At 46.3% G+C, this 25582-nt stretch carries 28 protein-coding genes, 1 pseudogene and 1 riboswitch; of the genes and pseudogenes, 7 read left to right on the top strand and 22 right to left on the bottom strand.

The annotated features are described in order from the left end of the window. Positions 1-46: 46 nt before the first annotated feature. The 3 genes from GJB61_RS21165 to GJB61_RS21155 form a co-directional block, all read right to left on the bottom strand. Positions 47-1201 carry a Ger(x)C family spore germination protein gene (locus GJB61_RS21165; protein ID WP_154121026.1) on the bottom strand — a complete coding sequence of 385 codons (1155 nt, stop codon included), beginning with the start codon at positions 1199-1201 and terminating at the stop codon, positions 47-49. Beyond that, positions 1198-2748, bottom strand: coding sequence for a spore germination protein (locus GJB61_RS21160; protein ID WP_154121025.1), 1551 nt, complete (start codon positions 2746-2748; stop codon positions 1198-1200). Before GJB61_RS21160 ends, GJB61_RS21165 begins: the two co-directional genes overlap by 4 nt. Before the next feature lie 122 nt (positions 2749-2870). Next, positions 2871-3380, bottom strand: coding sequence for a DUF2569 domain-containing protein (locus GJB61_RS21155; protein ID WP_195724422.1), 510 nt, complete (start codon positions 3378-3380; stop codon positions 2871-2873). A 42-nt stretch (positions 3381-3422) separates the two neighbouring features. Between GJB61_RS21155 and GJB61_RS21150 the strand changes: the two genes are divergently transcribed. Further along, the gene (locus tag GJB61_RS21150; RefSeq protein ID WP_154121023.1) at positions 3423-3740 is read left to right on the top strand and encodes an MGMT family protein; all 318 of its coding nucleotides are present in this window, start codon (positions 3423-3425) and stop codon (positions 3738-3740) included. On the opposite strand, the gene GJB61_RS21145 is transcribed toward GJB61_RS21150, so the two are convergent. The 8 genes from GJB61_RS21145 to GJB61_RS21110 form a co-directional block, all read right to left on the bottom strand. Further along, entirely contained in the window at positions 3737-4438 is a 702-nt protein-coding gene (locus GJB61_RS21145) for a DUF1361 domain-containing protein (protein ID WP_154121022.1), read from the bottom strand. The genes GJB61_RS21150 and GJB61_RS21145 overlap by 4 nt on opposite strands. A gap of 129 nt (positions 4439-4567) precedes the next feature. Next, positions 4568-6346: a SulP family inorganic anion transporter gene (locus GJB61_RS21140; RefSeq protein ID WP_154121021.1), complete on the bottom strand. Its 1779-nt coding sequence runs from the start codon at positions 6344-6346 to the stop codon at positions 4568-4570. A 107-nt stretch (positions 6347-6453) separates the two neighbouring features. Continuing rightward, complete coding sequence (locus GJB61_RS21135; RefSeq protein ID WP_154121020.1) at positions 6454-6780, bottom strand: ArsR/SmtB family transcription factor; 327 nt, start codon at positions 6778-6780, stop codon at positions 6454-6456. A gap of 114 nt (positions 6781-6894) precedes the next feature. After that, positions 6895-7272 (bottom strand): hypothetical protein, encoded by a 378-nt coding sequence (locus GJB61_RS21130; protein ID WP_154121019.1) that lies wholly within the window; start codon positions 7270-7272, stop codon positions 6895-6897. Positions 7273-7332: 60 nt separating this feature from the next. Further along, entirely contained in the window at positions 7333-8934 is a 1602-nt protein-coding gene (locus tag GJB61_RS21125) for a phospholipase D-like domain-containing protein (RefSeq protein ID WP_154121018.1), read from the bottom strand. Positions 8935-9096: 162 nt separating this feature from the next. Next, positions 9097-9393 carry a putative quinol monooxygenase gene (locus GJB61_RS21120; protein WP_154121017.1) on the bottom strand — a complete coding sequence of 99 codons (297 nt, stop codon included), beginning with the start codon at positions 9391-9393 and terminating at the stop codon, positions 9097-9099. A gap of 24 nt (positions 9394-9417) precedes the next feature. After that, on the bottom strand, positions 9418-10053 hold the full coding sequence (locus tag GJB61_RS21115; RefSeq protein ID WP_154121016.1) for a nitroreductase family protein: 636 nt from the start codon (positions 10051-10053) through the stop codon (positions 9418-9420). Positions 10054-10090: 37 nt separating this feature from the next. Further along, positions 10091-10519 (bottom strand): MarR family winged helix-turn-helix transcriptional regulator, encoded by a 429-nt coding sequence (locus tag GJB61_RS21110; protein WP_229522172.1) that lies wholly within the window; start codon positions 10517-10519, stop codon positions 10091-10093. A 129-nt stretch (positions 10520-10648) separates the two neighbouring features. Here GJB61_RS21110 and GJB61_RS21105 point away from each other — a divergent pair, with 129 nt between their 5' ends. Further along, complete coding sequence (locus GJB61_RS21105; RefSeq protein ID WP_154121014.1) at positions 10649-11428, top strand: carbon-nitrogen family hydrolase; 780 nt, start codon at positions 10649-10651, stop codon at positions 11426-11428. Positions 11429-11487: 59 nt separating this feature from the next. Here the strand turns inward: GJB61_RS21105 and GJB61_RS21100 are convergent, their stop codons facing one another. After that, entirely contained in the window at positions 11488-12375 is an 888-nt protein-coding gene (locus GJB61_RS21100; protein ID WP_154121013.1) for a lipoate--protein ligase family protein, read from the bottom strand. 193 nt (positions 12376-12568) lie between these two features. Here GJB61_RS21100 and GJB61_RS21095 point away from each other — a divergent pair, with 193 nt between their 5' ends. Next, a complete protein-coding gene (locus GJB61_RS21095; RefSeq protein ID WP_154121012.1) occupies positions 12569-13447 on the top strand; it encodes a CHAD domain-containing protein in 879 nt (292 codons plus the stop codon). An 84-nt stretch (positions 13448-13531) separates the two neighbouring features. On the opposite strand, the pseudogene trxA reads toward GJB61_RS21095, so the two are convergent. From trxA to GJB61_RS21055, 8 genes and pseudogenes are all read right to left on the bottom strand, one after another. Then, positions 13532-13825: pseudogene (trxA, locus tag GJB61_RS21090) on the bottom strand (thioredoxin); the annotation flags it as partial. Positions 13826-13848: 23 nt separating this feature from the next. Beyond that, entirely contained in the window at positions 13849-14226 is a 378-nt protein-coding gene (locus GJB61_RS21085) for a MerR family transcriptional regulator (RefSeq protein ID WP_338116001.1), read from the bottom strand. 95 nt (positions 14227-14321) lie between these two features. After that, positions 14322-15515: a Ger(x)C family spore germination protein gene (locus GJB61_RS21080; RefSeq protein ID WP_154121010.1), complete on the bottom strand. Its 1194-nt coding sequence runs from the start codon at positions 15513-15515 to the stop codon at positions 14322-14324. Between the two features lie 83 nt (positions 15516-15598). Then, positions 15599-16792 carry a Ger(x)C family spore germination protein gene (locus GJB61_RS21075; protein ID WP_154121009.1) on the bottom strand — a complete coding sequence of 398 codons (1194 nt, stop codon included), beginning with the start codon at positions 16790-16792 and terminating at the stop codon, positions 15599-15601. Continuing rightward, the gene (locus GJB61_RS21070) at positions 16789-17880 is read right to left on the bottom strand and encodes a GerAB/ArcD/ProY family transporter (protein WP_154121008.1); all 1092 of its coding nucleotides are present in this window, start codon (positions 17878-17880) and stop codon (positions 16789-16791) included. The genes GJB61_RS21075 and GJB61_RS21070 overlap by 4 nt, the downstream gene beginning before the upstream one ends. A gap of 34 nt (positions 17881-17914) precedes the next feature. Continuing rightward, positions 17915-19666, bottom strand: coding sequence for a spore germination protein (locus GJB61_RS21065; protein ID WP_420819764.1), 1752 nt, complete (start codon positions 19664-19666; stop codon positions 17915-17917). Positions 19667-19904: 238 nt separating this feature from the next. Next, complete coding sequence (locus GJB61_RS21060) at positions 19905-20540, bottom strand: ThuA domain-containing protein (protein ID WP_154121007.1); 636 nt, start codon at positions 20538-20540, stop codon at positions 19905-19907. A gap of 49 nt (positions 20541-20589) precedes the next feature. Next, a complete protein-coding gene (locus tag GJB61_RS21055) occupies positions 20590-21312 on the bottom strand; it encodes an SDR family NAD(P)-dependent oxidoreductase (RefSeq protein WP_154121006.1) in 723 nt (240 codons plus the stop codon). A gap of 244 nt (positions 21313-21556) precedes the next feature. Here GJB61_RS21055 and ytxJ point away from each other — a divergent pair, with 244 nt between their 5' ends. Continuing rightward, positions 21557-21883, top strand: coding sequence for a bacillithiol system redox-active protein YtxJ (gene ytxJ, locus GJB61_RS21050; protein WP_154121005.1), 327 nt, complete (start codon positions 21557-21559; stop codon positions 21881-21883). Beyond that, a complete protein-coding gene (locus tag GJB61_RS21045; protein WP_154121004.1) occupies positions 21880-22122 on the top strand; it encodes a glutaredoxin family protein in 243 nt (80 codons plus the stop codon). The genes ytxJ and GJB61_RS21045 overlap by 4 nt, the downstream gene beginning before the upstream one ends. 118 nt (positions 22123-22240) lie before the next feature. Here the strand turns inward: GJB61_RS21045 and GJB61_RS21040 are convergent, their stop codons facing one another. Both GJB61_RS21040 and GJB61_RS21035 read right to left on the bottom strand, forming a co-directional pair. Next, positions 22241-23230: an oxidoreductase gene (locus GJB61_RS21040; protein ID WP_420819763.1), complete on the bottom strand. Its 990-nt coding sequence runs from the start codon at positions 23228-23230 to the stop codon at positions 22241-22243. After that, positions 23220-23612, bottom strand: a complete 393-nt coding sequence (locus GJB61_RS21035; RefSeq protein ID WP_229522170.1) for a MerR family transcriptional regulator — start codon at positions 23610-23612, stop codon at positions 23220-23222. Before GJB61_RS21035 ends, GJB61_RS21040 begins: the two co-directional genes overlap by 11 nt. A gap of 564 nt (positions 23613-24176) precedes the next feature. Further along, positions 24177-24345: riboswitch (cyclic di-AMP (ydaO/yuaA leader) on the top strand. A 129-nt stretch (positions 24346-24474) separates the two neighbouring features. Here GJB61_RS21035 and GJB61_RS21030 point away from each other — a divergent pair. Next, positions 24475-24993, top strand: a complete 519-nt coding sequence (locus GJB61_RS21030; RefSeq protein ID WP_154121002.1) for a hypothetical protein — start codon at positions 24475-24477, stop codon at positions 24991-24993. Positions 24994-25039: 46 nt separating this feature from the next. Then, complete coding sequence (locus tag GJB61_RS21025) at positions 25040-25492, top strand: hypothetical protein (protein ID WP_154121001.1); 453 nt, start codon at positions 25040-25042, stop codon at positions 25490-25492. The last annotated feature ends 90 nt before the right edge of the window (positions 25493-25582 follow it).

Raw genomic sequence — 25582 nt, 5'->3', positions numbered from 1 at the left:
GGATAGGACGATGAAAATATATACAAACATAACCATAAAGACCATTTTAATCTCCCCGTTTGATAGATCTTGAAGTTTTGGCACTGCTATCGATGATTATTTTGCAGGTAACATCTAGATCCATATCCACAAATGTCTCTTCCCAATCCTGCTTCAGCTTCTTCCAGGCCTTCGGCATATCCTGATGAATAATTTCTCCATATCCGAAGATATCTGCATGATATTCATGCTGCAACTTATGGATTACAGAGACTATATTTTTTTGCAATTCATCCTCTGCCCGCTTCTGAATTTCTTTCTTACTCTCCAAAGTAGAGAAACCCTCAGCTGTCATCACCTCGTCCAGATTGGTATGTGATATTGTATGGATTTTCATTTGCAGCCGGCCATTTACCCACTGGGGCTTAAGTTCTGTTCTATTGGATAAAACCTCCAGTGAATAGGTAGGAACCCCCTCCTTGTTATTAACAGCCAGCACGCCTCCCGTAACTTTATTAGTAGCGAACAACATATATTTACTCTCTTCGCCACTAATTTTGCCTACCATCTTATCCTTAACGAAGATAGCGGTTCCGTACACTCGTTCATTTTGTTGTCCAGCTTTCTTATAAATATAGATAAGCGGTGCTATTGCATATTTTCCCGAGGTCTCCAGCTTGTCAATGAAATCCCAGATTTCTACCACTGGAGCCGTGCTGACATGCTTCTCATCACGCATCATTTGGGCGATCTCAAAGGACATGATTGATTCTGAAATGGTATTCAGATTAAAGATGGACTCCGCTGTCTTCTCTGAAGATACAAACACATAAACATCCGATCTTGTTTCCGTATCTCTGCTATACCAATCAATTACCTTGATGATTCCTTCCCTAGCAATCTCTTCACTGAGGATAATCGCCTTGGCATGGCTCCAGAACAACTTTTTCCCCGTCAAAGAGATCATATTCCGGACAATATCAAACATCGTCTCCCCTGTAAGACTGACAATCTTGAAGCTCGCCTGATTCTGCTGCATTTGCCCTTTGGTATCGAACAGCTCTGCAGTCAGTAATAGCTTGCCATCCGGCTCGTTCTTGTCAATGGCAACGCCCGCAACAATCGACATCTCTTCAACCTCAGCATAATTCCAACAGCCTGAAAGACTAGGCAGCATGAACAGTGACATCACGAACAACAGCCATCTTCTCCCTATGGTCATGGTCGTCTTGCCTTTTTCTTGGACGCCATTCTCTTCATATTACGAGCCCCAATCATCGCTGGACGTTGATGCATATGCCACCATGGTGCTCTGATCGCTGTATCCTTAATATCCTGTGGCCGGATGGAACCCACTCCAAGCATATAGGGAACTCCGAAGGAACGCAGGCTCATCAAGTGAATAACCAAACCAAGTAAGGCGAAGAAATATCCATATATGCCCATGAAAAAAGAAGCAAGCAGCAGTAATATCCGTACTATGATCAGAGGGCCTGTCAAGCGTGGATTTAATAACGTCGTTATCCCTGTTAAACCCACTACGATAACCATGGGGGCACTGACAATCCGCGCATCCACAGCCGCCTGACCCAGCACCAGAGCGCCTACGATACTGACAGCCTGGCCAATGGAGGTGGGAATCCGGGCCCCAGCTTCACGCAGAATCTCAAATATGGTTAACATCAGCACTGCCTCTACAACGGTAGGAAAGGGCACCGCCAGTCTGGCGGTGGCAATACTGAGCAATAGCATGGTAGGGAGCATTTCCTGGCTGAAAGTGACCAGAGCTACATAAAGAGCCGGTATACTTATGGACATAAATGCCCCTATTACCCTTAAGAATCGATTAAATGAGGCATAATAATAATTAATATAATAATCCTCACTCGATTGGAAATTCTCTACAAATACAAAGGGCAGTGTCAATGCAAAGGGACTCCCTTCTATCAGTACGGTAATTCTACCCTCCATCATTTTACTCACCACAGAATCCGGCCGTTCGGTGCTTCCAATCATCTCGAATGGCGAATATGGCTCATCTCGAATTAATTCAGATAAATATCCAGTATCTAGAATATGATCAATCTCAATCCGTTCGAGCCTGCCTTGCAGTTCTTTAAGAATATCCGGTGAAGCCAGACTTTCCATATAACAGATACAGACTTGTGTCTTGGAGCGTGTCCCAATATCGCTAAAAATAAATTTCAAATCGGAATTCTGCATTCTACGGCGAATAAGTGTCAGGTTGACAAGCAGCGACTCCGTAAATCCTTCTCGCGGACCCCGGACAGCTTTATCGGTTGTAGGCTCTGTTATGGCTCGTGTCTCCCAGCCCTGTGCGTTAAGGTTAAGCGCACCAGCATAACCATCCAACAACAATAAAGTCTTTCCTGCGACAACAGCGCTAATTAACTCCTCCAGATTTGTAGAAACTATCACATCACTAATATTGACGACCTGGGTGCGGACTCTCTCCATCAGTTCGGCCGGTTTGCTAATATCGGCTGTGGTAAAATCAAAGCTCGTTAACGGTCTGATAATGCCCTCTTGAACCAGCTCTCTGTCAATCATCCCGTCAATATAGATTAAGCCACAGCGGACCTTGTCGTTGTGCATATTGTTTATCACTCGTATCTTGAGAGTTCCATCGTTGTTGAATATTCGCCGAAACAGGCTCAAAGTTCCATCCAGTGACGTACTAAGAGTCTGTGCAGGTTCACTCTTACTCAGCGTGCGGGTGCTATTCGCTCCAGCGGGATGTTTCTCCACAGTAGTCACTCCTGTCACAGTAGCTTTCCTTGAGATTATCCCCCGTACCTCTCACTCCTATTCTCCTAAGAACATACATAAAAAAAAGAAGTCGCCATAAGCGACTTCCCTTATAATGATTCTTAATGTATAAAAGTGTTATGCACTCTCTTTGAGCGTATGAAATAAGGAATCCAGATGGCGCAAGAGACGACAAGTCTTCCAATGTCCTGCGTAGAGTTCCCTTCGTCTAACGTCTGCAAAACTTCGATATTAGCCATTAGCACATAATCGACAATAAGTACAAGCAGATTAGTGACATAATAAAAGATCGCCCAGCGAGGAAAAGTGGATTTCTTCTGATACAGCAAGACCAGCAGGAAAATGGAAAACAATACGAAGACAACATTAGCTACAGATTCAAAGATAAGCGACGGCTTCCACATCGAATCATAGGCAGGCGAATCCGGTAAAGTAAGAGCATCCCATATTTCCGGTTTAAACGATGGAATCACATAATTAAAGATCAAAGCTATAAGGCGAAATATCGATAAATAAAGTCCAATCTGTACCAGAATCATCCAGCCGCCCAAGCCGCTGGGTTTGTTCGGAATAATTTCCATTCTCTTGTCGCCCGGTATCAACGTCCCCATCTTACACATCCTCTGTTATATTTTGATGAAAGGAGCTCCACTATGAAACCATTCACAGCAAAGGTTATCCACATCATACAGTCTATCCCCGAGGGGAAGGTTATGACTTATGGAGGAATCGCCCGTACCGCAGGAAGCCCAAGAGGAGCTCGGCAGGTCGTTCGCATTCTTCATTCTATGAGCCGGCTGCATAAGCTGCCATGGCATAGAGTCGTTAATGTAAAAGGCATAATTTCCATCATGGATGAGGAATCCAGTTCACTGCAGAAGCTCTATCTGCTGGGAGAAGGTATACTTTTTGATGAAAAAGGCGCTATAGACCTAATCCAATATGAGTATCACCCTGTACCCACCGATTAAACTCTGCGTCTCTTAGGATGTGGCCCTCTTTCTCTCGTGCTCAGACCGTTCAGCAGAAAATACATCGTAGCGTAAATAACAAGCAACACGAAGGCTATAAACAGGCTAAAAAATACCGATTGCCGGTTTAGGCTATCCAGAACTAACTGATACAATTGGTGCCGGTCCGTCAAGACATCCCAACTGTTAAGCCGGTACACCCGGCCGAGCAATACGCCGTAACCACCCAGCGCACAAGCAACCACTACGAATACCCATGAGAGCAGAAGACTGCTTTTGCGATAAATCACACTTTGAAACTGGTACAGAGAAAAGAATCCAGTTAACCAGCCGCTCCAAGTAAACAGCAGCAGAGTGACCAGATCATACCAGTAACGGCTCTGAATAGTACCTCCTGCAATGTACTTACCCTTTCCTCCCGATAAATGCACCAGATCAGTCATAATATAAGGAGAATTCGGAAAAAACAGTAACCAGGCTATACCCAATGGAACTAGTAGTAGTCCCCAAACCCGCCTCTTGTCCAATTCATAAGCAGCCATGGAGAATAAAAAAGGAATCCAGGCCAGAAACAAATTCCAGATCAGAAAAGAAAAATAGGTGTCGGTCCGCAGCGAAACCACATAATACACCGCCAGCGTAGCCAGAGACAACCCAGCCAAGAACAAAAACACCTTCGGATAATTCAGTTCCCTCATTAGCAATATTCTCCTTATCATTAGGAATACCGTTGCATTAGTTCATTCTAATCTAAAAACCCGAACGCAGGAAGCGTCCGGGTTGATCATTGCTATACAGTTTCTGAAGAAAGCGCTTATGGGCTATACTCAGATGCCACCGCTTAGCTCACGCGCCACTACAGGCTTCGAAACTACCTTTAAGCCGCGCAGGCTCCCAGCCTCATCAAGACCAGAAAGTGCTTTACACTCTCTGAAGGCAGAATGGGTACACCCGATACACTTGTTATAATCAAGTGCACCAAGCGCTACATTAATGGCTTCCCCAGTATGGTCATAAAATTGCTCCGCGCCTATGGCTTCATATAATCCGGTTTTTTTGAGCAGATCAAGCGGCTGGGACTGAATATCGGAAATCATTAATTTCCCGCCAGTTTTCTGCAATTGCTTCATCAACCCTGCCAAATTGGCTTCTCCGGTCGTATCCATGAACGGAACCTTTCCCATACGCAGCAGAATAATATTAGGATGATCGGAACCATAACCTGGCATCGTATTATCGAACCTGTACGCAGCCCCAAAGAATAAAGGCCCTTCCACATTATAAATCCCGATTTGCGGACAATCATGGCTCTCCGTAACCATATGTGCGCCCACTTTAACTGAAGTTGGATCGGGCAGCACTTTGGAGACCAGATGAACCTCACCCATCCGTTTCACAAAGAGAATTACGGCAAGAATAAGTCCTACTTCGACCGCCAGTGCCAAATCTGCAAACACTGTCAACAGGAAGGTGATTGCCAATACCAGCGAATCTCCAGTCTTGATCTTAAGCAGGTGAAGAAATTGCTTGCGCTCGCTCATATTCCAGGCCACTACCATCAATATTGGAGCCATGGCAGCCAAGGGAATACTTGAAGCATAGGGTGCAAACAGCAGAAGAATAAGAAATACAACTATACCATGTACAATCCCGGATACAGGAGATACAGCGCCACTTTTGATATTAGTAGCTGTTCTGGCAATGGCCCCTGTCGCGGGAATACCACCGAACATCGGTGCAATGATATTAGCAACACCCTGACCGATCAACTCACGGTTACTGTTATGTCGAGTACCTGTCATTCCGTCTGCAACAACGGCAGACAACAACGATTCAATCGAACCCAACATTGCGATCACAAATGCAGGCCGAATTAGAGTAACAATTCTATCCCAAGTGATTACTGGAAAGTGGAAGCTTGGCAGTGTATTAGGAATCGCGCCATAAGCTGAACCGATAGTCGTCACCTTGCCGCTGAAGAATAATGCCGCCAGCACCGTAGCACATAAGAGACCTATCAGCGATCCGGGAATTCTTGGAGCGAACCGAATCGTCAGTATTACAACAATCAGGCAAATTGCAGCCGTCAGGATGCTGTAAATATTAATAGTCGATATATGAATACCAATCTCTTTCATATTGTCGACAAAGCTCTCATGCCGTTCCATATCCTTTAGCCCTAGAAAGTTGGCAACCTGTCCACTGAAGATGATCACGGCAATCCCTGCTGTGAAGCCAATGGTTACCGGCTTCGGGATAAACTTGATCAACACTCCGAGCTTTAGAGCCCCCATCAAGACTAGAAAAACACCTGCCATCATCCCTGCAATCAGCAGGTTCTCATAACCATATTGCATCGCAATAGCGAAGAGTATCGGGATAAAAGCACCTGTAGGGCCACCGATTTGAAACTTGGACCCGCCAATCAGTGAAATTAGAATACCAGCCACAATAGTTGTGTAAATTCCATACTCCGGTTTCACACCGGAAGCAATAGCAAATGCCATCCCTAGTGGAATGGCAATAACGCCGACGATTGTCCCTGAGATAATATCCTTGCGCAGAGAAGCAATGTTGTAGCCTTTATAACGGCCCCACCCTGTCATCTTCTAACCTTCTTTTCTCTAAATATCTGATTATTTGAATATAAGGTAAATATTACTCCTGCTTGTCGCTCTTGTCAACATCCAAATGACATTCATGATTTCCAAATTCACTCACTACGGATGCTTTCAAGCATAGAAATGGCACTTACAAGGTGGTTATCAAATATTTGCTTGGCTACCGCCAGAAGGTCTTCAATCAGGGGATCGCGGAGAGAATAAATAACAGTAGTGCCTTCTTTTACTGTGGCTACAACATTTTTGGCACGTAATACAGCCAATTGCTGGGAAACTGCTGATCCTTCAGAACCGAGTATTGCCTGCAGTTCATTTACGTTCTTGTCGCCTTCGCTCAGTAGCTCAAGGATGCGAATTCGCATGGGATGAGCCAATGCCTTAAAAAATTCCGTCTTGAATTGCTGAATTTCGCTGTTCATGGACTCTGCTCCTTATTGCTTCACTTCTGATTCTATTAGCTATCATAGCATAGCTGCAGCGGTGGATAAACCTCACCTCCAGGGAAGACAGTCGGGGGAATACCCTATTTTAGCTCAAAGGACTAGCGGATATATCTTGACTGCCTTGGTTTTCAGCTCTACAAAAACGCCCAACCGCATGGGCTCGCCCAAGCTCTCAAACATCATTAGACTATCGCCAACCCGCAAATATCCCGTGCCGTCTTCTTCAAGATTATCCAATATACCGATAAAACTAATCGTATCTCTGTCCTGGTGAATGTTATAGTGATCGCTGTCTGACGGCACAATATCTACCCATCGCATGAACAGATCTGTAAGTTCAAATTCCACCTCACACTCTGTACCAGGCTCCACATGAGGCCCATACCAGTTGCCCTTGCCCTCACCGTATTCCGTGACAAAGAAGACCTCATTTTTGTTCAAGCCAATTTTGGAAATAATTATTTTCATATCATAAGCTCCATCTGTATAGTGATACCGAACATTATACATGAAGTTGGACTTCCGCGATCAAGTATAGTTTTGGGTAGACTTATTCGCATATGTACTGGGATGAAGCCAGGGATGCTTGAAGAATTCCCTCTTATCCGTTATTTTTCTGGAGACGCCAAGATCATAATCGATCATCGACTTCACCTTGCTTGCAAAGGCTTCGCCTTTGACCAGCAGCCCCAATTCAAAATCGTGGCAAGCGCTTCTTTCATTGATATTATAAGAGCCATGGAACACTGCCCGCGATCTGTGGTCATAAGTGATTTTCCAATGGGAGAAACGGCCGGTTAAGCTATAATCGTAAAAAGATACACCGTTGCAAAAGGGTACGTACATATTACTGCGCACCGCCGCACGGTTTGTAGGGTGATCATTGACCAGCAGTGGGTTGCAGATCGATATGTGACCCGAACAGTCTGGACCCAACTCACCCAGCCGATCCCAAAAAGCCTGATCGATCAGATAAGGATTCACTATTACCGTCTCCTCGGCTGCATAAGTGATTAAATCCAGATAATACTGCTGCATCAGATTGACCGGATTACCCGGAAAGCTTACAAAGAGCGTACATTCTTCCTCTCCGCAATCATAATTCACATCTGGATGGTAGAAGGAATCGTCCGCCGCAAAATGATCACCTCCGAGCAGCATCCATCTCGATTGAAACACGACATTCAGTGGCAACGACGCAGCTCCGCGAACCCGAAAACAACCGTCATGCCACTCCTCCACTTTACTAGGGATTCCAAGTCGTTGCCCGTCTATACTTGCGATAGATGATTCCTTCAGAGGCGTTTCGTATGTATATTGGTCACCAATATTCAAACTGCCGATAACTGAGGTTATACCATCGATGATCATAAACTTTCGGTGGTCTATAACATTCAGCCCAGAAATTTCCACATCCTTCTCTACTTTATCCTGTAGAAAAAGGATGTTTTCCGGGACGCCCTGCTGTTTCAATGCCTCCCGCTTCATACTCCATCCCACCGTAGTGTAACAGGAATTGGACGTATTCAGCAGTTTAGCTCCCGCAGCCTCCAGCCGAGCAGAAATTTTGGAAAATTCCCCAAACTCCAGATTGTTCCCATGGCCTAAAGCAGTGATGGTATAGTTCACCATAATCCGGACCTGAACACCACGTCCAAGCGCACGAAGCAATTCCTCGGCAATAAGATTTCCGGAAATATCGTTAAAGAACAGCATCACAGACAGATGAATATACCGCTGTGTTTTGTCGATTTCACCCAAGAGCATCTCTAGACACTGTGGACCATTCGTATACGGATCTACACAGTTATTCTGGGTCGTCTGCGGAGCAAGCGCTCTGAGCTTACCGGAATCGAATCTGTTCACGGCAAAAGCAAGCTGTTCGAGCATAAGTTGACTGAAGCCAGGCAATTGTTGCAACTGCCCAGCTTCAGTAATTACTCCGCCAAGTTCCTGGCGATATGCGCGGGCGGTCTTCCGATCCATCACCTCTGTAATTTTCTCTACTGCTTCGCCAGCATCTGGCTCAATACTGCGCAGTGAACCACCGGATAAGTAATAGTTCACGTAATCAATCATATTCTTTCGTAAATGGTCATCCCATTCAGAAATCGGTAGCTTGTTCTCCATATGTAAGGACCTCCATCTATTCTTATTGACATCGTTAAGGGTTAACCCAATCCGGGCTAAGCGTAGATACCCCAGAAGACCTTCTTATAAACGTGCCACCACATTTTTGCACAAAAACAGGGTGTTCCAAGTGGTTCTCGGAACACCCTGTTTCAGCAGAAATTACTTGTTGATCTGTTCGCCGTTATATACCTTAACATCGAGTGGTGCAGTCAAGAATTCGCCAGCCTTGGCTGCGAAGGCTGTAAAATGACTGCTTGTATTGTGGCTGGAAACCGCTTCAGAGTCAAGCCAGGTCTCTACCATGATATATACATTTTCTTGTTCTGCATGATTGTAAAGGTCATAAGAGAGATTGCCCTCTTCTGCATGGGTAGCTGCAATCAGCGGCTTAACCTCTTCCAGAAATTGCACCTTGAGGTCGGGTTTAACATGAAATACGGCATGAATAATAATCATTGTCTGTGTTTCCTCCTTTATTTTTTACTTCCACTGAGCGATTGTTTCAATTGGTAAACGAACGGATTCATGGCCCTCTTCTAAAGCTTTACCAATCGAAATCAGCATAACCGGGACGTAACGATCTTTGTCCATTCCAAAAGCTTCCGCGATTTTATCTTTTTCGAAACCGCCGATAGGATTCGTGTCGTAGCCATGCGCACGGGCTACCAACATCAATTGCATAGAAGCCAAAGCGGAATCAATCAGCACGGTGTCTTTGTTTGCTGCTGCTGGCAAGGTGGAGAAATGGCCGGCTAGTCTAGCCAATTGATTTTCTTTGACATCGGCAGGCATAAACCCGCGCTCCACAGCGGCACTGTATATTTCTTCAGCATAATCGAAGTTGTTCAAATCTCCAAACACGGCAATCACTGCCGCTGAGGTCTCTACCTGCGTCTGATTAAAGCGGGCAAGTGGTGCTAATGTTGCCTTTCCTTCTGCACTATCAATCACGAGGAAGCGCCAAGGCTGCATGTTCACTGAAGAAGGAGCAAGGGTGGCCTCCGTAAGAATCTGAGTCATTTCCTCTTTGCTGATCTTGACTGCTGGATCATATTTACGAATGGAGCGGCGACCTGTAATTATTCCTGTGAAATCACTGATTTGTGTAGTACTCATGTGTTATTCTCCTTTATTATATAATTATAGGGTGCGGCTACAGCAGATTGATATTATGTTGCAACCGGTTAAGCATATCTATAAGCACTGTCTGTTCCTGATCATTAAAGCCCGTGAGCAGACTGCTGATAAAACGTTTCTTCTCTTCTCTGTATGAGGCTACCTTACCCCGTCCTTGCTCTGTAAGACAGACGAGGGTGACTCTGTTATCGGCTGGATTATTACGACGCGTTATTGTCCCATATTCCTCCATACACTTCAGGTGACGAGTAATGGCAGCAGCATCAATATCGATTTCCTTCTGCAGAGCGATTTGGCTGATCTCATCGACCTGAAATAACTCGTGGAGAAGACGAAGACGAGTGGGACTGATGCCTGCACAGCGTTCAAATTTAGGTGCGATCCCTTTGTTCAACGCCTGCAGCAGTTCAAAGATGCGCTCTTCCTCAGGCTGATATTCGCTCAAAATCAACCTCCTCATTGTAATGTATTGTGCAAAATCATATTTATAAAAATTATACTATACCTAATTACTTGACCCGTCAACCATTATCAAAATATTATGTCGTAAATCAAAGACGAAGGAGGATTAACTATGAGAATATCCCTTATCCAGCTTGATATCGCTTTTGGAAATCCTGAGATTAATTATGCCACTGCCGAACGTAAAATTCATCAGGCTGCCGCTGAGCAACCCGACTGCCTGATCCTGCCTGAATTGTGGACTACCGGCTATGACTTGTCCCGTCTTGAAGAAATAGGTGATCCAGAAGGGCGGATTACCAAAGGCTTCATCTCAACCCTAGCAAAACAATATAATATCAACATTGTGGCAGGCTCAGTTGCGAGCAAAGGGTCCGCAGGCATAACCAACAGCATGTTCATCTTTAGTCGCCAGGGAGAACTGGTTGGTGAATACAGCAAGCTGCATTTATTCCGGTTGATGGATGAACACTTATACTTGCAGCCCGGCGAGGCCAAAGGACTATTTACGCTCGACGGCACGTTATGCGCGGGTCTGATCTGTTATGACATCCGCTTTCCGGAATGGGTTCGAGCCCATACGGCGCAAGGCGCCGAAGTCCTATTCATCAGTGCGGAATGGCCGCTGCCAAGGTTGTCTCACTGGCGAGCTTTGCTAATTAGCCGTGCCATCGAGAATCAGTGTTATGTCGTAGCCTGCAACCGTGCAGGTAGCGACCCAACGAACACTTTTGCTGGCCATTCCATGATTATTGATCCTTGGGGAGACATCATCTGTGAAGCTTCCGAAGGCGAAGAGATCCTTACCGGTACCCTTGATTTGCCGAGAGTACGAGAGATTCGGGAGCAAATCCCGATTTTCTCCGATAGAAGGCCTCATTTATACTATTAATCCAGTAACCCCGTCAAAAAGAAACGGGTGCTGTCCTTTATAGGGACGGCACCCGTTCACTACTGCAGCGAATAACGCTCCTGCAACATCTGTGCGGCTTCCACGACCCGTGGGTCTGTATACTCTAGAGTATAACCAGTGTTGGCTGACGATATTAGTTCTACGCCACGACGGGCTAACGCCTGCCTAAACCCTGTGGCAAACATGCCGACTGTGTCTGGTCCGCCGAGTTCTTGGAGTCCGGCCATCGTCTCTGGACTTACCCGCGGATAAGATAACGATTGCTCTTCGCCTGCGGCATCTTCATAGAAGCTGCGGATAAGTTCTCCGCGCTCTTGTCCGGAGCCCGCGACAACAATAAAGGCATGGACAAAATAAGCATTACTTTGCCGCCGCTGGGCAATACCGCAAAATTTCCGGCCGCCAATCGCCAGATCGAATTCGCCAGGGCAATAGGAGCCTTGGACCTCACCTGCCACGATTTGTGCAGCAGCCTTCGGGTGGCTTACAGCTACGGCTTCGGTAATCAGAGAAACCAGCAGCCGGAAATCATCGTGGAAGTCCAGCTTACCACGGCTCTTCGGGAGAATCAGAGAGACATTGACGATCCCTGCATCGAGGGGTACCGCCGCACCGCCAGAGTGCCTGACCGCTGTGCGCAGCCCGCTTCGTTCAAGCTTAGCCATCGCCTCAGCGGCGAAGGGCAGCTTGCTGTCCCGCAAACCTAAGGCCACGCCCCCGGGATGACTCCATAGATGCAGCGATGGCGGGGCAAGCCCTGTGCCGATATCCCTGCAGAGCGTCTCCTCGAAAGCAAAAGGGATCAGCATCTCTCCACCTGCTCCGCCCCCTCCTTCTATACTCTCATCAATCAAATGCTGAAAGAGTGCCATAACCTCTGGAAGTTCTCTCTGGAGCGGTTCCTCATTAAACGATCCACTACTCATAAACAATACCTCCAAGTACAGATCAAATTCGTCTTCCCTTACCTAGTTACATTGTAACCGATCTGCCACTCGTCCATTTAGCATTTGATATACCGCTATGATAACGCTATCCTTAGAGGATATAACGAATTCCCAAGCGAAAGCTTACACGCTAGAGGTTCATGCTATACACAACTTTTAGGAGTGATGCTGCATGACAATGGAACAACTATCCAAGGACCAGAGCAAGACCAGACAATGGGAGCAAGCGCTCAATCTGCTCTATGTTAACTTTAGGGATTATAGCAAGGAAACACTCCGAACATTCAACAGCGAAGACATTCATCAAGCTAGAGTGAATAGCCGGAAACTGTTGACGCTACTGTCCATTCTTGATCCGCAGCATACTTCGGGACTCTACCCCGTGTTCAAGCAAGCTCAGAAAAGACTGGGCAAGGTGAGAGATGCGGATGTGCTGATTGAATCCTTCAAGAGTAGACGCAAGCTAGCCAAGGAAGGCAGCGACACAAGAACCGCTGAGCTACTGGAAGCTGTAATTAAACACCAGAAAGACAAGCGTAAGACCTACCGCAAGAAGCTGGCGGAAGATCTGCCGAAACTGATGGGCAAGGATCTGGATGGACTGTGGAATGACTTCTTGAGCGGACAGCTTGAAGGTCTGGTCGCAAAAAGAGATGCCAATGTTGTTATGCGCGAGCTTGAGGTAGCCTATGAGCAGAAGAAAAAAGCCTGCAAAACTATATTCCAACAGGGTGCAGAATCTACAGAGGCCTTCGACGCCCTGCACCAGTTGCGGATCGCTGCGAAGGAGCTTCGCTATACTGCCAGTGCGGCTGCTTTTTCACTGAACCAGAAATTCCATGCCCATGAAGAGATATACAAGAATATTCAGGAACAGCTTGGGGTTATTAATGACAAACGGGTATGGTTGGATACGCTTAACTCCATCGGACGAGCTGAGCTTGATATTGGCAAAAAAACTTGGAACACCTTCACAAGTACCTTGAGAGCTGAAGTACTGGATGCTCTGCATCAGAACGATGTTGTCCATATTGCTGATAGAACTAAGTAACTAGTGACTATCCGTTTATCCACGGAACTAATAAAGGCAGGAAGTCGCATAGAGTCTATGCTTCTTCCTGCCTCTTACTGTTTATTAAAGAATACTCGGTGTTAGAACATACTTATTTAATACCCCTTGATAGGCTGACTTCGGACGTAATCCGACCAGTTTTTCCATCGGTTGTCCTTCTTTAAATACAATAACCGTAGGCATGCTCATAACACCAGCCTCTGCTGCCAGCTCTGGTAGCTCATCACAGTTCACCTTTAGAATAGATACAGTGTCCCCATATTCCTGATGAAGCTCCTCCAGCAGAGGCAACAGCACCTTACAAGGAGGACACCACGGTGCCCCGAAATCTACCAGTACCGTTCCGGTGCCTTGTAATTAACATTCCTCCCTACATCATCTTAAGGGCAGGCACACTTAGGCGATAACCTGGTATCAGCCTCCTGCCCGCTATTACTTTGCTCCTGTTCATGCAGTATGGCCGCCATTCGCTGCTCTAAATTCAGCTTAATCTGATTCAGTTGCAGGAGCTGTTTTTCAATATCCGCAAGCTTAGTCTGGTATAGCGGCATCACGTCCGCGCAGAAGGCTTCCTTATTCTTCAGGACACAGTGCAGAAAGCCTGCAATTTGCTCTGTGGACAGACCCAAATTTAAATATAGCTTGATCGTTTCCACCGTTTCCACTTCAAGCGGTGTATACGTTTGGTAGCCGTTGGCTTGACGAATCGGTGTAATCAATCCCTGACTCTCATAATATCGCAATGAACGGACGCTCACGCCTCTCCCCGGGGTTCATGAGAAATGGTTTACAGTCAGTATAAACCCTGACACCAGTGAGGGGGTCAACACTTTTTTTGCAGCGTCCTCCCTTATTAGTCGGCTGTGATACCTGATGCCCCATACTCTTCGATATCTATATTCACTTCATAAGTAACCGGAATTTCGCTGAAGGTTTCGTCCCAATCCTCCTTGACCTTTCGCCATACGGACGGAAACTGGATATGAAGACTTTTTCCGAATCCGGCAACGTCGACATGCAGTTCATGCTGCATTTTGTCCACGGTGGATTGAGCCAATTTTTCGACCTGCTTCTGTAGCGTTTTCTCATCTTTCTCTACCCAAGCCTTGTCTAATTTTTTCCCACCGGAGGCTAATACTTCAGCATATCTTCCGCTGGACTTTATGTTAACGACAAAAGAAATGTCGTCACCCTCCACTTTCGCCTTGATTTTACTGCTCATAGATTTGATTTCATACGTTAAGAGCTTGTCTCTATCCGGATCATATGTCTTGAGAACTCCACCCTTTCCCTTTCCCGTAACCCAGACCATACCCTCCAGCTCTGACTCATCCAAAAAGCCAATGAGTTTTCCCGTTTTCCCTTTGATTACACCTGCTCCCGCAAATTTGGGTTCCTTGCCTGCAGAATTTACATTTTGCAGCAAAAAGCTTGTTTTCCCGTACAAGGGACCGACTACCATAGCCATAGATACCGGTTCCCATATCTTAGTGTTCCGGTCCCGGTTATTAAAGATACCTTCCAGCACAAAGGCAGGGATTTGACCCGGAAGCGCATTATTCAGCACGTCCCTGGCCCTCCCCCTGCTGACCAACAGTAGAACATTCGGACGGATGTTATTGTCGCGGGTGTAGAATCCTATAAGCTCGGAGATATTCATTGAACGTGCAAGCTGCTCCCCAATCACAACGGTCTTCAGGTGATATCCATTTAAAGGACGATTCGTACGCAGTAAAAGCTCCCGTATAGCTTCAAAGATAGAATCTCCAGTTTCTGTTATGTTATTGAAATTCCTGGTTTGTGAACTTCCTTTTTGGGGGCCTGCCGCGCCTTGCGGAATCATAAATTGGTAGGTACAGGATATTTTATCCTCTTTCGGATAATTTCCGCCCTCACGCTCAAATCCCGCTTCAACTTCGGTTTCATCCGCGCTATCCAGTGCGATACCTACTATCAAATTTAAATCCTCAATTGGCGTGCTGCTCCAGCATGCGGACAGCAGTACACACGCTGCGAGCAGCATCATAATTACACCTGCGCGCTTCATAACTCAACCCTCCTCTTAAGCGGAAGCTGATCAGTAAGGACAACAGCATGATCGCCCAGTTCCTGCAACCCATGCCCCCTCCCTTACTCAGCAGTTATTCCGGAGGCACCATAATTCTCTAAATCCAGCTTCACCTCATAGGTAACCGGAATTTCGCTGAAGGTTTCGTCCCAATCCTCCTTGACCTTGCGCCATACGGACGGATACTGAATATGGAGACTGTTTCCGAATCCCGCAACGTCAACATGCAGTTCATGCTGCATTTTGTCCACGGTGGATTGAGCCAATTTTTCGATCTGCTTCTGCAGCGTTTTCTCATCTTTCTCTACCCAAGCCTTGTCTAGTTTTTTTCCACCGGAGGCAAATACTTCAGCATATCTTCCGCTGGACTTTATGTTAACGACAAAAGAAATGTCGTCACCCTCCACTTTCGCCTTGATTTTACTGCTCATAGAATTGATTTCATACGTTAGGAGCTTGTCTCTATCCGGATCATACGTCTTGAGAACTCCACCCTTTCCCTTTCCCGTAACCCAGACCATACCCTCCAGCTCTGACTCATCCAGAAAGCCAATGTACTTTCCCGTTTTCCCTCTGATCACTCCTGCTCCTGCAAATTTATATTCCTTCCCTGAAATAATCACATTTTGCATTAAAAAACTCTTTTTTCCATGCAAAAGACCGACCACCTTGGCAATAGACAGAGGCTCCCATATTCTTGAGTTCCGGTCCACGTTATTGAAAATATCTTCCAACACAAATGAGGGGATCTGGCCTGGCAGCGAATTACTCAGTACATCCCTGGCCTTGCCACCACTGATCATCAGCAATACACTTGGACGGAGATCATTATCCCGGGCGTAGAAATCTATGAGCTCGGATATATTCGTTGAACGTGCAAGCTCCTCTCCAATCACAACGATCTTCAGATGATGTCCAATCGGAGGACGGTTCGTACGCAATGAAAACTCCCTTACAGCTTCAAAGATAGAGTCTCCAGTTTCAGTCATGTTATTGAAATTTTTGGATGGAGGTGCACCTTTTGGGGTTCCTCCCGCGCCTTGTGGAATAACAAATTGGTAGGTACAAGATATTTTTTTCCGTTTCGGGTAATCCCCGCCCTCACGCTCAAATATCGCTTCAACCTCGGTTTCATCCGCGCTATCCAATGCGACACCAACTATCATATTTAAATCCTCAATGGGCGAGCTGCTCCAGCACCCAGAGAGTAGTACACACGCTGCAAGCAGCACCAGAATTACAGCTGTGCGCTTCATGGCCCAATCCTCCTTAAGCGGGCGATGATTAACAAAGGCAGCGGCATGCATCCAAACAGGACTATGGCCCAGTTTCCGATTCCTGTCCCAAACGCAAACAGCGCATTAATACTAGGAATAATCTCGGAAATGACATAAACTACTGGCAACAGGGCAAACAGGCAATTGTGGAATTTTTTGTTCAGTATTTGCGACATGCCGAGAGCAGCACCGTAGAAAGCAATGCAAAATGTACAAAATATCTGCATGATCCAGATAACCAGCAGCAGCGATTCAAAACGTTCGAATATGAGATAATCCACCTCAAAGCTGCGTATCAGATCAAGGAACGGCCACGTTCTCGTTACTACTCCGTCTACAGAGAATGCCCCGATAGTCAGTACAACAGCGGCAACATAAAAAAATGTGGGTATACATGTTCCGACTACAAGTACTCTCATAGCCTTCTTCGGCTTATCCATAAAAGCAATCAGGAAGAACAGGGCTTCCCCTGCCGTAAAGGTCAGAGAGGTCGGCTTAACCCCTTTCCAGACGGGTCCCAATCCTTCCCCAAGTACGGGGCGTAGATTATTGATATCAAAGACTTTGAGACTAAGCAGACATACTATGGCAAATACCGTCCAAGTAATAGGAACAATCAACCGACACATGCGGGATACAGCATTGATTCCGCCTCTGCATAAGTAAAGAGCAGTCCATATAAACGCGAACGCAAAAGCCCAGGAAGGTGTCCCCTCTAACAGAAAAAAAACAGTCACTTCCTGTACGGAACGTATTTCATAACTGGCTATACATAGAAAATACCCGGCAATTACCATTCCCAGCAACACTCCCAGCGGCTTGCCAATGATGCGCCGACTATATTGAAAAAAGGTTTGGCCCGGAAACCGCTGATTGAGCCTCACAATTACAGCTCCTGTCAGCATAGAGAGTATGCCGCCCAGAATTACGGATATCCATACATCGGGAGTTCCACTGGCTTGAACTACTGTCCTGGGAAGGGTGAGAATACCTGCAGCGAGTATATAATTCACCATCATGATTGTTGCTTGAGTGGTTGTTATTCGATCCTTTACTTCGGCGTTCATATCTCACACCTCCAATTCCTTTAATTTCTCATCCTTATCGCCGAGGTTCCTTGGGTTTCAGCAGTTCCGGCCTGCGTTTCATAAACTGCAGCGGCATCCGGATAATGAAATCCTTCCAATCACGTATCCGGTAGGGAGCTGCCATGCTAAGGTATGGAACGCCAAAGCTTTTCAGCTTGATTAAATGACTGCTCAGCAAAAGGAAGAACAGAATCACACCGTACAATCCAAACGTCGCGGCGAAGAACATCGCAACGAACCGAAGCATCCGCAATGTAATACCAGCACTATACATGGGCATTGAAAAGGAAGAAATCGCTGTAACCGCCACAACAATGACAAGAATCGGACTGACAATCCCCGCTTCTACGGCTGCTTGTCCAATAATTAAGCCGCCAACAATCCCCATCGCGGGTCCAATCGGTTTAGGCAGACGCAGTCCGGCTTCCCGCAATATTTCTATGGATACCTCCATGATCAGCGCTTCAATTAATGAAGGAAAGGGCACCCCCTGCCGGGAATTAATAATAGAAATGACCAGCTTGGTCGGAATCAATCCCGGATGAAAGGAGAGAAATGAGATATACAAGGCAGGACCAAACAACGATATGGTTGCTGCCAAAAAACGAAGTACACGGAGCAGAGAACCCGCAATCCAGCGGTCATAATAATCCTCCGGAGATTGCAGCAGCATCGCGAACGTAACCGGCATGATCAAAGCAAACGGTGTACCGTCAAGAAGGATAGCCACCCTTCCCTCCAGCAGGGCCGCCATTACACGGTCCGGCCTTTCAGTATTCTGGATCTGCTGAAAAGGACTGAGATAGTTATCTTCAATCAGTTGCTCCACATAGCCAGATTCTTTAACATCATCTATATCGATCGTGCGGATTCTTCGCTTGACCTCCTCTACAAGCTCCTCGTTAGCGATATCTTTGATATACGTCAAAACCATTTCTTTCTGTATTCTTTTGCCCACTGTAAAAGAAATCATAGCAAGTTCGGTGTTCTGCCCATTCCTCCGGAGCATAGCCGTATTATCACTGAGCGTCTCGGTGAAACCGATCCGCGGACCGCGCAGGAGTGCTTCCGATACCGGCTCCTCACCTATTCTTGTTCTGCCCTTCGGGGTACCCATTACAAAAACTTCAGTCATACCCTCGACCAGCAATACAGCAGAGCCGAACAATACCTTTTGCAGCGACATCAGCGGATTTGCGGTAAATTCGATTTCCGAGACTAAAATAACCTGATGAATAATAATGTTTTTGAGCACGTTCGCTTCTGGAGCGGTGGTCATGCCTTCAAAAGGGCGCATCGCATTCATTAGAGGCTTCAGAATATTACGATCCATTCCATCCTTGTCCGTAAGCCCATCCACGAACAGCAGCGCCGCTTTGATCTGCAGAGCTCCAATGCGCAGTTCTCTCACATTGACATCGGCCATATCTGCGCTCATCTCTTTAAACTTCTGCAAATCCTCCTGAAATTGGCCAGTATAGGTCATAGAGGCGGACACATGATCCGCAACACTAACAGAATCCCCCCCCTCCTTGATCTTACGGGGAGCTGGATTGCTCTTCTGCACATTTCCGCCTGACCCTGCAGCACTTGGAACACCACCACCCTTTGTGCCTTCAGCCCTGAGTCCTCTAGTGCTCACTTTTCCCTCTTTTGCTCCGATCCAGGTCATTGTACGCGTTAAGGCAACGGGTACAATGAAGATGATGAATCCCTGAAACAGCATGCTCCAGCTCGGAAATAAGCCCGCTATCGTCTTCCACACCATTAACGCCCCCTTTATAGCTGCAGTCATATTTTTTGCCAGCACAGGATAATTCATGCACGCAACTAGGGAAAACGATAAATGATGTACAAAATCCAGCATTCCTATGCCTACATACCACCAATGGCCTTCCGACCCTCTGCACGCTGCTGGGCGCACCAAAAGAGTCCAACCGTAGCTGTCGCTACAGTTGGACTCTATAAATACTATATTGGTATTAGCCATTCAAAACTGACTACTACAGCAATGCCGCTGCCCAAAGTCCACCCTGCTTGATCATCTGACGAAAGGGTTCTACCGAAAATGAAGGCAGATGATGCCCAGGCATCAGATAGACTACCCGCCCAAGACCGAACTCGTGACACCAGGCTGCCGGTCTCATGGCACCATCATGTGGATACTCTGCCAGGATTGTCGTCTCAAAATGAGGCTGCATCTCAAAATAATAGGGCTCGTCCTGTATCACAAAATCCCCAATACCCTGCATAATTGGATGTTCCGGCACCGGGATCGATAGATGAAGCGAAGTATATTCTGGGTGATGAGTGAAATACCCCCCCAGCATAACGCCAAGCTCCTGATTCCGCTGCAGCGAGATCCCATTGTGTACAACAAGTAGTCCACCACCGCCAGCCACATAAGAGAGCAATGCGCTGCTGTGCTGTAGGGATATTTTTACATCAGAAAATTCCGTATAGGCAATCACCAGCTTATATTCAGATAACGTATCCTTATTCAGCAGGCCATAATCCTCTGAAGATTGAACCTCCAACTCACCTGCAAAAACCTGTTCAAATTCATGATCCACACCGGCAAAAGGATGGTATTTAGCCTCTGTGTAGCTGCCCAGCGCCAAAGCTTTTATTGTCGACAATTCATCCACGCCCTTCTATTATCATCTCAAAGTAAATATAGAAATCCGGTTACCATGGCCAACGTTTGCCATCCAGATCGAGATAGGCCGGTTCTTCACCAAGGTAATCCTTATGCCGCTGCACGAGATTCATAATCTTATAGGCTGACTCCTCAGGTGATATGGGCGCCTCTTCATTCTTGTGGCCATTCATATAGGTCTGCAACCAGCCGGGGTGGAACACCATGACCTGACCGCCTAAGTTCTTCAAATGATTATGCATCAAGGAGGACTGCATATTAAGTGCCGCCTTGGACATACAATATCCGTACATGTTGATTCGCTTATTGCTGGCTATGCTGCCAGCCTCCGAGGAAATATTGACAATGAGTTTATCCTTGCCTTGCAGCAGCAGACCCATTAGTGCATTGCTGACTCTCAAAGACCCCAGTGTGTTCACATTATAGATTTGTGCCATGGCTTCATCATCCATATCAACCAGCATCGTAGCACAATCCGCCTTATGAATAATGCCGGCGTTGTTGATAATAATATCGACGTGCCCAGTGCTGCCTGCAATGGCTCGCGCCGCTTGCTTCACATTGTCACTATTGCCTATATCCAGAGGAATCAGCTTTAAATTCTCTGGGTATTGGGATTTAAGCATGCTCAGTGGTTCTGAATCCACCATATATTGGCCCGCAAATACAGTGAACTGATTCTCCAATAACCAACGTACAATAAATAATCCCAGACCTCGGTCTGCACCGGTAACACAAGCGATCTTTTGCATGATAACGAACTCCCTTTCCTGTGGCAAATACAGGTGTATCTTATTTCCAGTATCTTACTTCCATCCCCCTCACCTTAGCATGTGACATCTGTTTTTTCAACGCCATTTCATTACTCATTTCAGCTTGCTTATCCAAGCAGTTAAGAATATTTTTTTGATTTAATTTTGAACTATGTTACAATCATAATAACAGTTGCTAGCAACACAATTGTTAGCAAACAACTATCCCAGGAAGGTGATAACTTTGTCTATCCAACGACTCCATTCTCTGGAGGATCTGCACCAATATGTTGAGCAACCAGGCAAGAAACTGCTCTTCAAACACAGCACTACCTGCCCTATCAGTGCGAAGGCGAACGAGGAATTCGAAGCCTTTCTAAAAGATACAGATACTACGGCAGCCATCGTCCTTGTCATTGAGGATCGCCCTGTCTCCACACAAATCGCTGAGGATTTTGGCATTAAGCATGAATCTCCGCAAATCTTCCTGCTTGAGAATTCGGAAGTCCGCTGGAATACTTCCCACTGGAAAATTACGCGTGATGCTATCAAAGCGGCTGTAAACTCATGAGCGGGCAAGTCATAGTCTATTCCACAGCAGGCTGCAGCGACTGCAATTTGGTCAAACAACTGCTCACCGAGCAAGGCATTCCCTTCGAAGTAAGAGATGTCATGACCAGCACCGTTTACCAGGAAGAAGTTGAACAGCTCGGTTTCATGGGTGTGCCAGTTACTGTCTCTGGAGATCAAGTGGTTAAGGGATTTAATCTCCCTGAGCTCAAGGTTCTTATCGAAACTGCAGGTAAATAATTAAACTGCTGAATCATTCATTACATGATGTTAAATTTGCAAGAAGAAACGGGTGCCGTCCTTATGTGGACGGCACCCGTTTTGTTGTTGTAACGACAGTGTTTAATTTGCACATTGTTTAGATGGCAAAATTCACGCCAGTCAAGTTCTCGCTCAACTTCCACAACTGCTCAGCAAACTGAGAATCAATCGCCCAAGACCGTACTCCTTCTTTCTTCTCGCTGTCGACCGGAACGATCTCAGCAATATCACAGTCCTCGCAATAAACACCGCCCTTGCCCTCCAGCTGCTGGTTCGTTGCACACCAGATGCTAGTCGCAGCTCCCTGCTGGACAGTCTTCATATGAGTCGTCAATTCGGCAGAAATAGGCTGCCCAGCATCGTCCAAAGCTCCCATGGATCGCAGTTCAGCATCAGACAAATTACGGGCCAGATCTGTCAGGATACTGCCAGGATGCAAGGAAAACGCCCGAACGCCATGCTTCTTCCCCCGCTTGTCCAGCTCGACTGCAAATAAGACATTGGCCGTCTTTGATTGACCGTAGCCATTCCACTTCTCATATTCCCGCCGCTCATAATTCGGATCTTCGAAGTCCACTCCGCTTCTATGGTGGCCCCGCGAAGATACTGCGACGACCCTTGCAGCTCCGGCTTGTTGTAAGGCAGGCCAGAGACGGGCAACCAACTGGAAATGACCCAGATGGTTCGTAGCGAGCTGCGATTCGTAACCACGGGCATCCCGAACCAGTGGTGGGGCCATTATCCCTGCGCTGTTGATGAGGATGTGCAGCGGCCGCCCTGAATCAAGAAACCGCTGCGCGAAAGCATCAATAGAGGCAGGATCAAGTAGATCCAGGATTTCCATCTCAATACGGGGAATGCCAGCTAAAGAAGCACGAGCTTTCTCTAGTGTGCGTACAGGAACGATAACGGTAGCTCCTGCTTCGGCAAGCACGCGCGAGGTTTCAAGTCCTAGACCAGAATACCCTCCAGTCACGATCGCAATTTTGCCACTCAAATCACGGCCACCAAGCGCTTCCGCAGCTGTTGTCTGTGGCCCAAAGCCCGAATTTAGGGGAGCCTGTTTCGTAATCTCATCATTTATCATATTCTGCATCCAGAAAGTTGCCTTCCTTAAGCTCTTCAAAGTTCTTCAGCTTATGCTTCAGAATATCCAGCGTCGTCGCCATCTCTGCCATTTGCGTTTCAATTAGCGTCTTATGCTCATTCAGTAAGCTGTAGCACTCCTCATAGTTCTTAATGGACGAGTTATTCATATATTCATTGATTTTCCGCAGCGGCATATGGGTTCGTCTGAGAATAGTAACGAAGCGTACGCGGTCAAGGTCAAGCTTGCTATATTCCCGCTGCCCGTTCTCCTTCCGCTTAGTGGAGGGCAGTAGCTTTATTTTCTCGTAATAGCGGAGAGTATCCTGACTAAGACCCGTAATTTCAGCGACCTCGGCTATGCTAAAGATAGGCTCCAACATTTATAGGCTCCTTTCATGTAAGTCCTTACACATTGAATGATATCCCCTGGAGTATGCTCCAAGTCAACAGCAAAAAACCCCAAAGGATATCCTCTGCGGCTCGCAAGCGATCACATTACACTTATTCACTCCATAATCGACTCCGACTCTCACATCGGTTCGTGGAAACAGATGTAATCATACTCTCCGACAGGCTCGCTTGTAAAACACGAAGGTTGCCAAAATAATGCTTAAAGAAAACTAATTACAAGAAAGGTGACGTTTACTTAAGGTCTAATCTCTTATTTTCGCTCATTTACTCGTCTTTTTATTCATTAGCGATTAATCGTTATTATTCTGATTTAATTCAAATTAAAGGTGAATCCTGATAATCCCCCTCCCTGCGATAAGTAAATTGAGAAATGGCGCATTTCAGAGAAAAATGGCCGATAATTGATGAAATATATATATTGGCTCACTTTCGCTCCTACTTCCACCGAAATTTGCGCAATATCGAACTATAAAGAATGCCTTTTGTTTTTTACAAAAAAATCCTAAAAGTGTATGATTCGATTTGAAATCATTATTGAATGCACGCTGAATTCCCGCCTCGCGGGAAACGGGGGAACCATCAGGCCGCAAGGTCTACTGGGGTGAATCCAAAAGAGACGATATCGTTACAGTCTCATTAAGGTAGGGCGACTCTCACCGTCCGAATCCGACAGCTAACCTCGTAAGCGTAAAGAGAGAGATCCTTGATCCGCCGTGCTTTTGCGCAGGTTTATTTATGCCTGTTCCCAAAAACCGCAGGCAGAGGTCCTCCTCTGCCTGCGGTTTTTGGGTTGCCGGAATTATGGATAATCAAAGAAAAGAGGAACTTACAATGGCTCAAAGCAGACTGTCGCGTATTGAAGTATTTGCATTCAATGAGCCACAAGCTGTCCACCACGGAATGATTGCATCCGAAAGTGACCGTTATGGCATTCTGAAACTCACTTCCCACAATGAACATAGCTGGGGAGCCTGCATCATAACTAATAATGCGAAAATCTTCGATCTCATCAAATGGGCTACTTTCCTAAGAAGCATCCGCAACTGTCAGCTAGACGAGGCCTTAAATATCGTAAAGTGCCAGAGTATGGTGTGGGAACCTGATCAGCTTGTGATGGTACAAATGGCCTTGCTGGACTTGAGAGCTAAACTACAAGGCAAATTTCTCACAGGGCATATCCAGCTTGACCGTCTACATGTAGCTGTTGCTGGTGGGAATTCACGAGCAGGACGATTGTATTATAAGCCATCGAAGGCACTATCTGGTATGTCGCTTCAGAAGCGAAGCTGGCCTGATTGGAATACAGCCGAGCTCATGGACAAATCAATTGCTTACTTCTCAATACTATAGAAATTATAGAACAAATAATCTTACGTTCAGAAAGGAACGTGCCCACATGCCAGACCCGTTACCTACAGAAGCTGCTTACAGTGCTACCTTTACCGAATACGTTCAAAAATACTCCGGTGCAATCCTCACCCTCAGCTCTTTATTGTTAGAGGAATCCACGGAAGCGGAACAGATTACGGTCAGCACCTTTACAGAGCTGTATAAGCCAAACCGACGGGCTGAATTAAACCCTCAATTATTCCCAATCCTGGCGTACCGGAGCTGTATTCATCATTGTGCGGGGCTAACTGCAGGCCGGGTATCCCGTTCTGCCAAAGACTTCACCTGGGATGAGCAGATTGTAAAATCACTGTGGTATGGTATGAAGCTTTCTTTGCCTGAGATAAGCACTATTCTCCAGAAAAGTGTGCCCGTGCTGAAAGCACAGCTGAGACATGTGCGGGAGGAAATGGCTGCTCAAGGGAACACTTTGCCAAATGCCAATCTGTCAGCCGTGTAATTACTACATTGAAACTTATAAACCCTCGACAATAGTCCTTCAATCTGTGGACCCTCAATCACTTCATGTACATGGCGAGTGGTGTAACCG

Origin of the sequence: Paenibacillus monticola, assembly GCF_009664975.1 — a bacterium.
GTDB classification, from domain to species: Bacteria; Bacillota; Bacilli; order Paenibacillales; family Paenibacillaceae; genus Paenibacillus_AQ; species Paenibacillus_AQ monticola.
The sequence above is the reverse complement of the archived record's forward strand: the minus strand, read 5'-3'. Positions and strand labels throughout refer to the sequence as shown.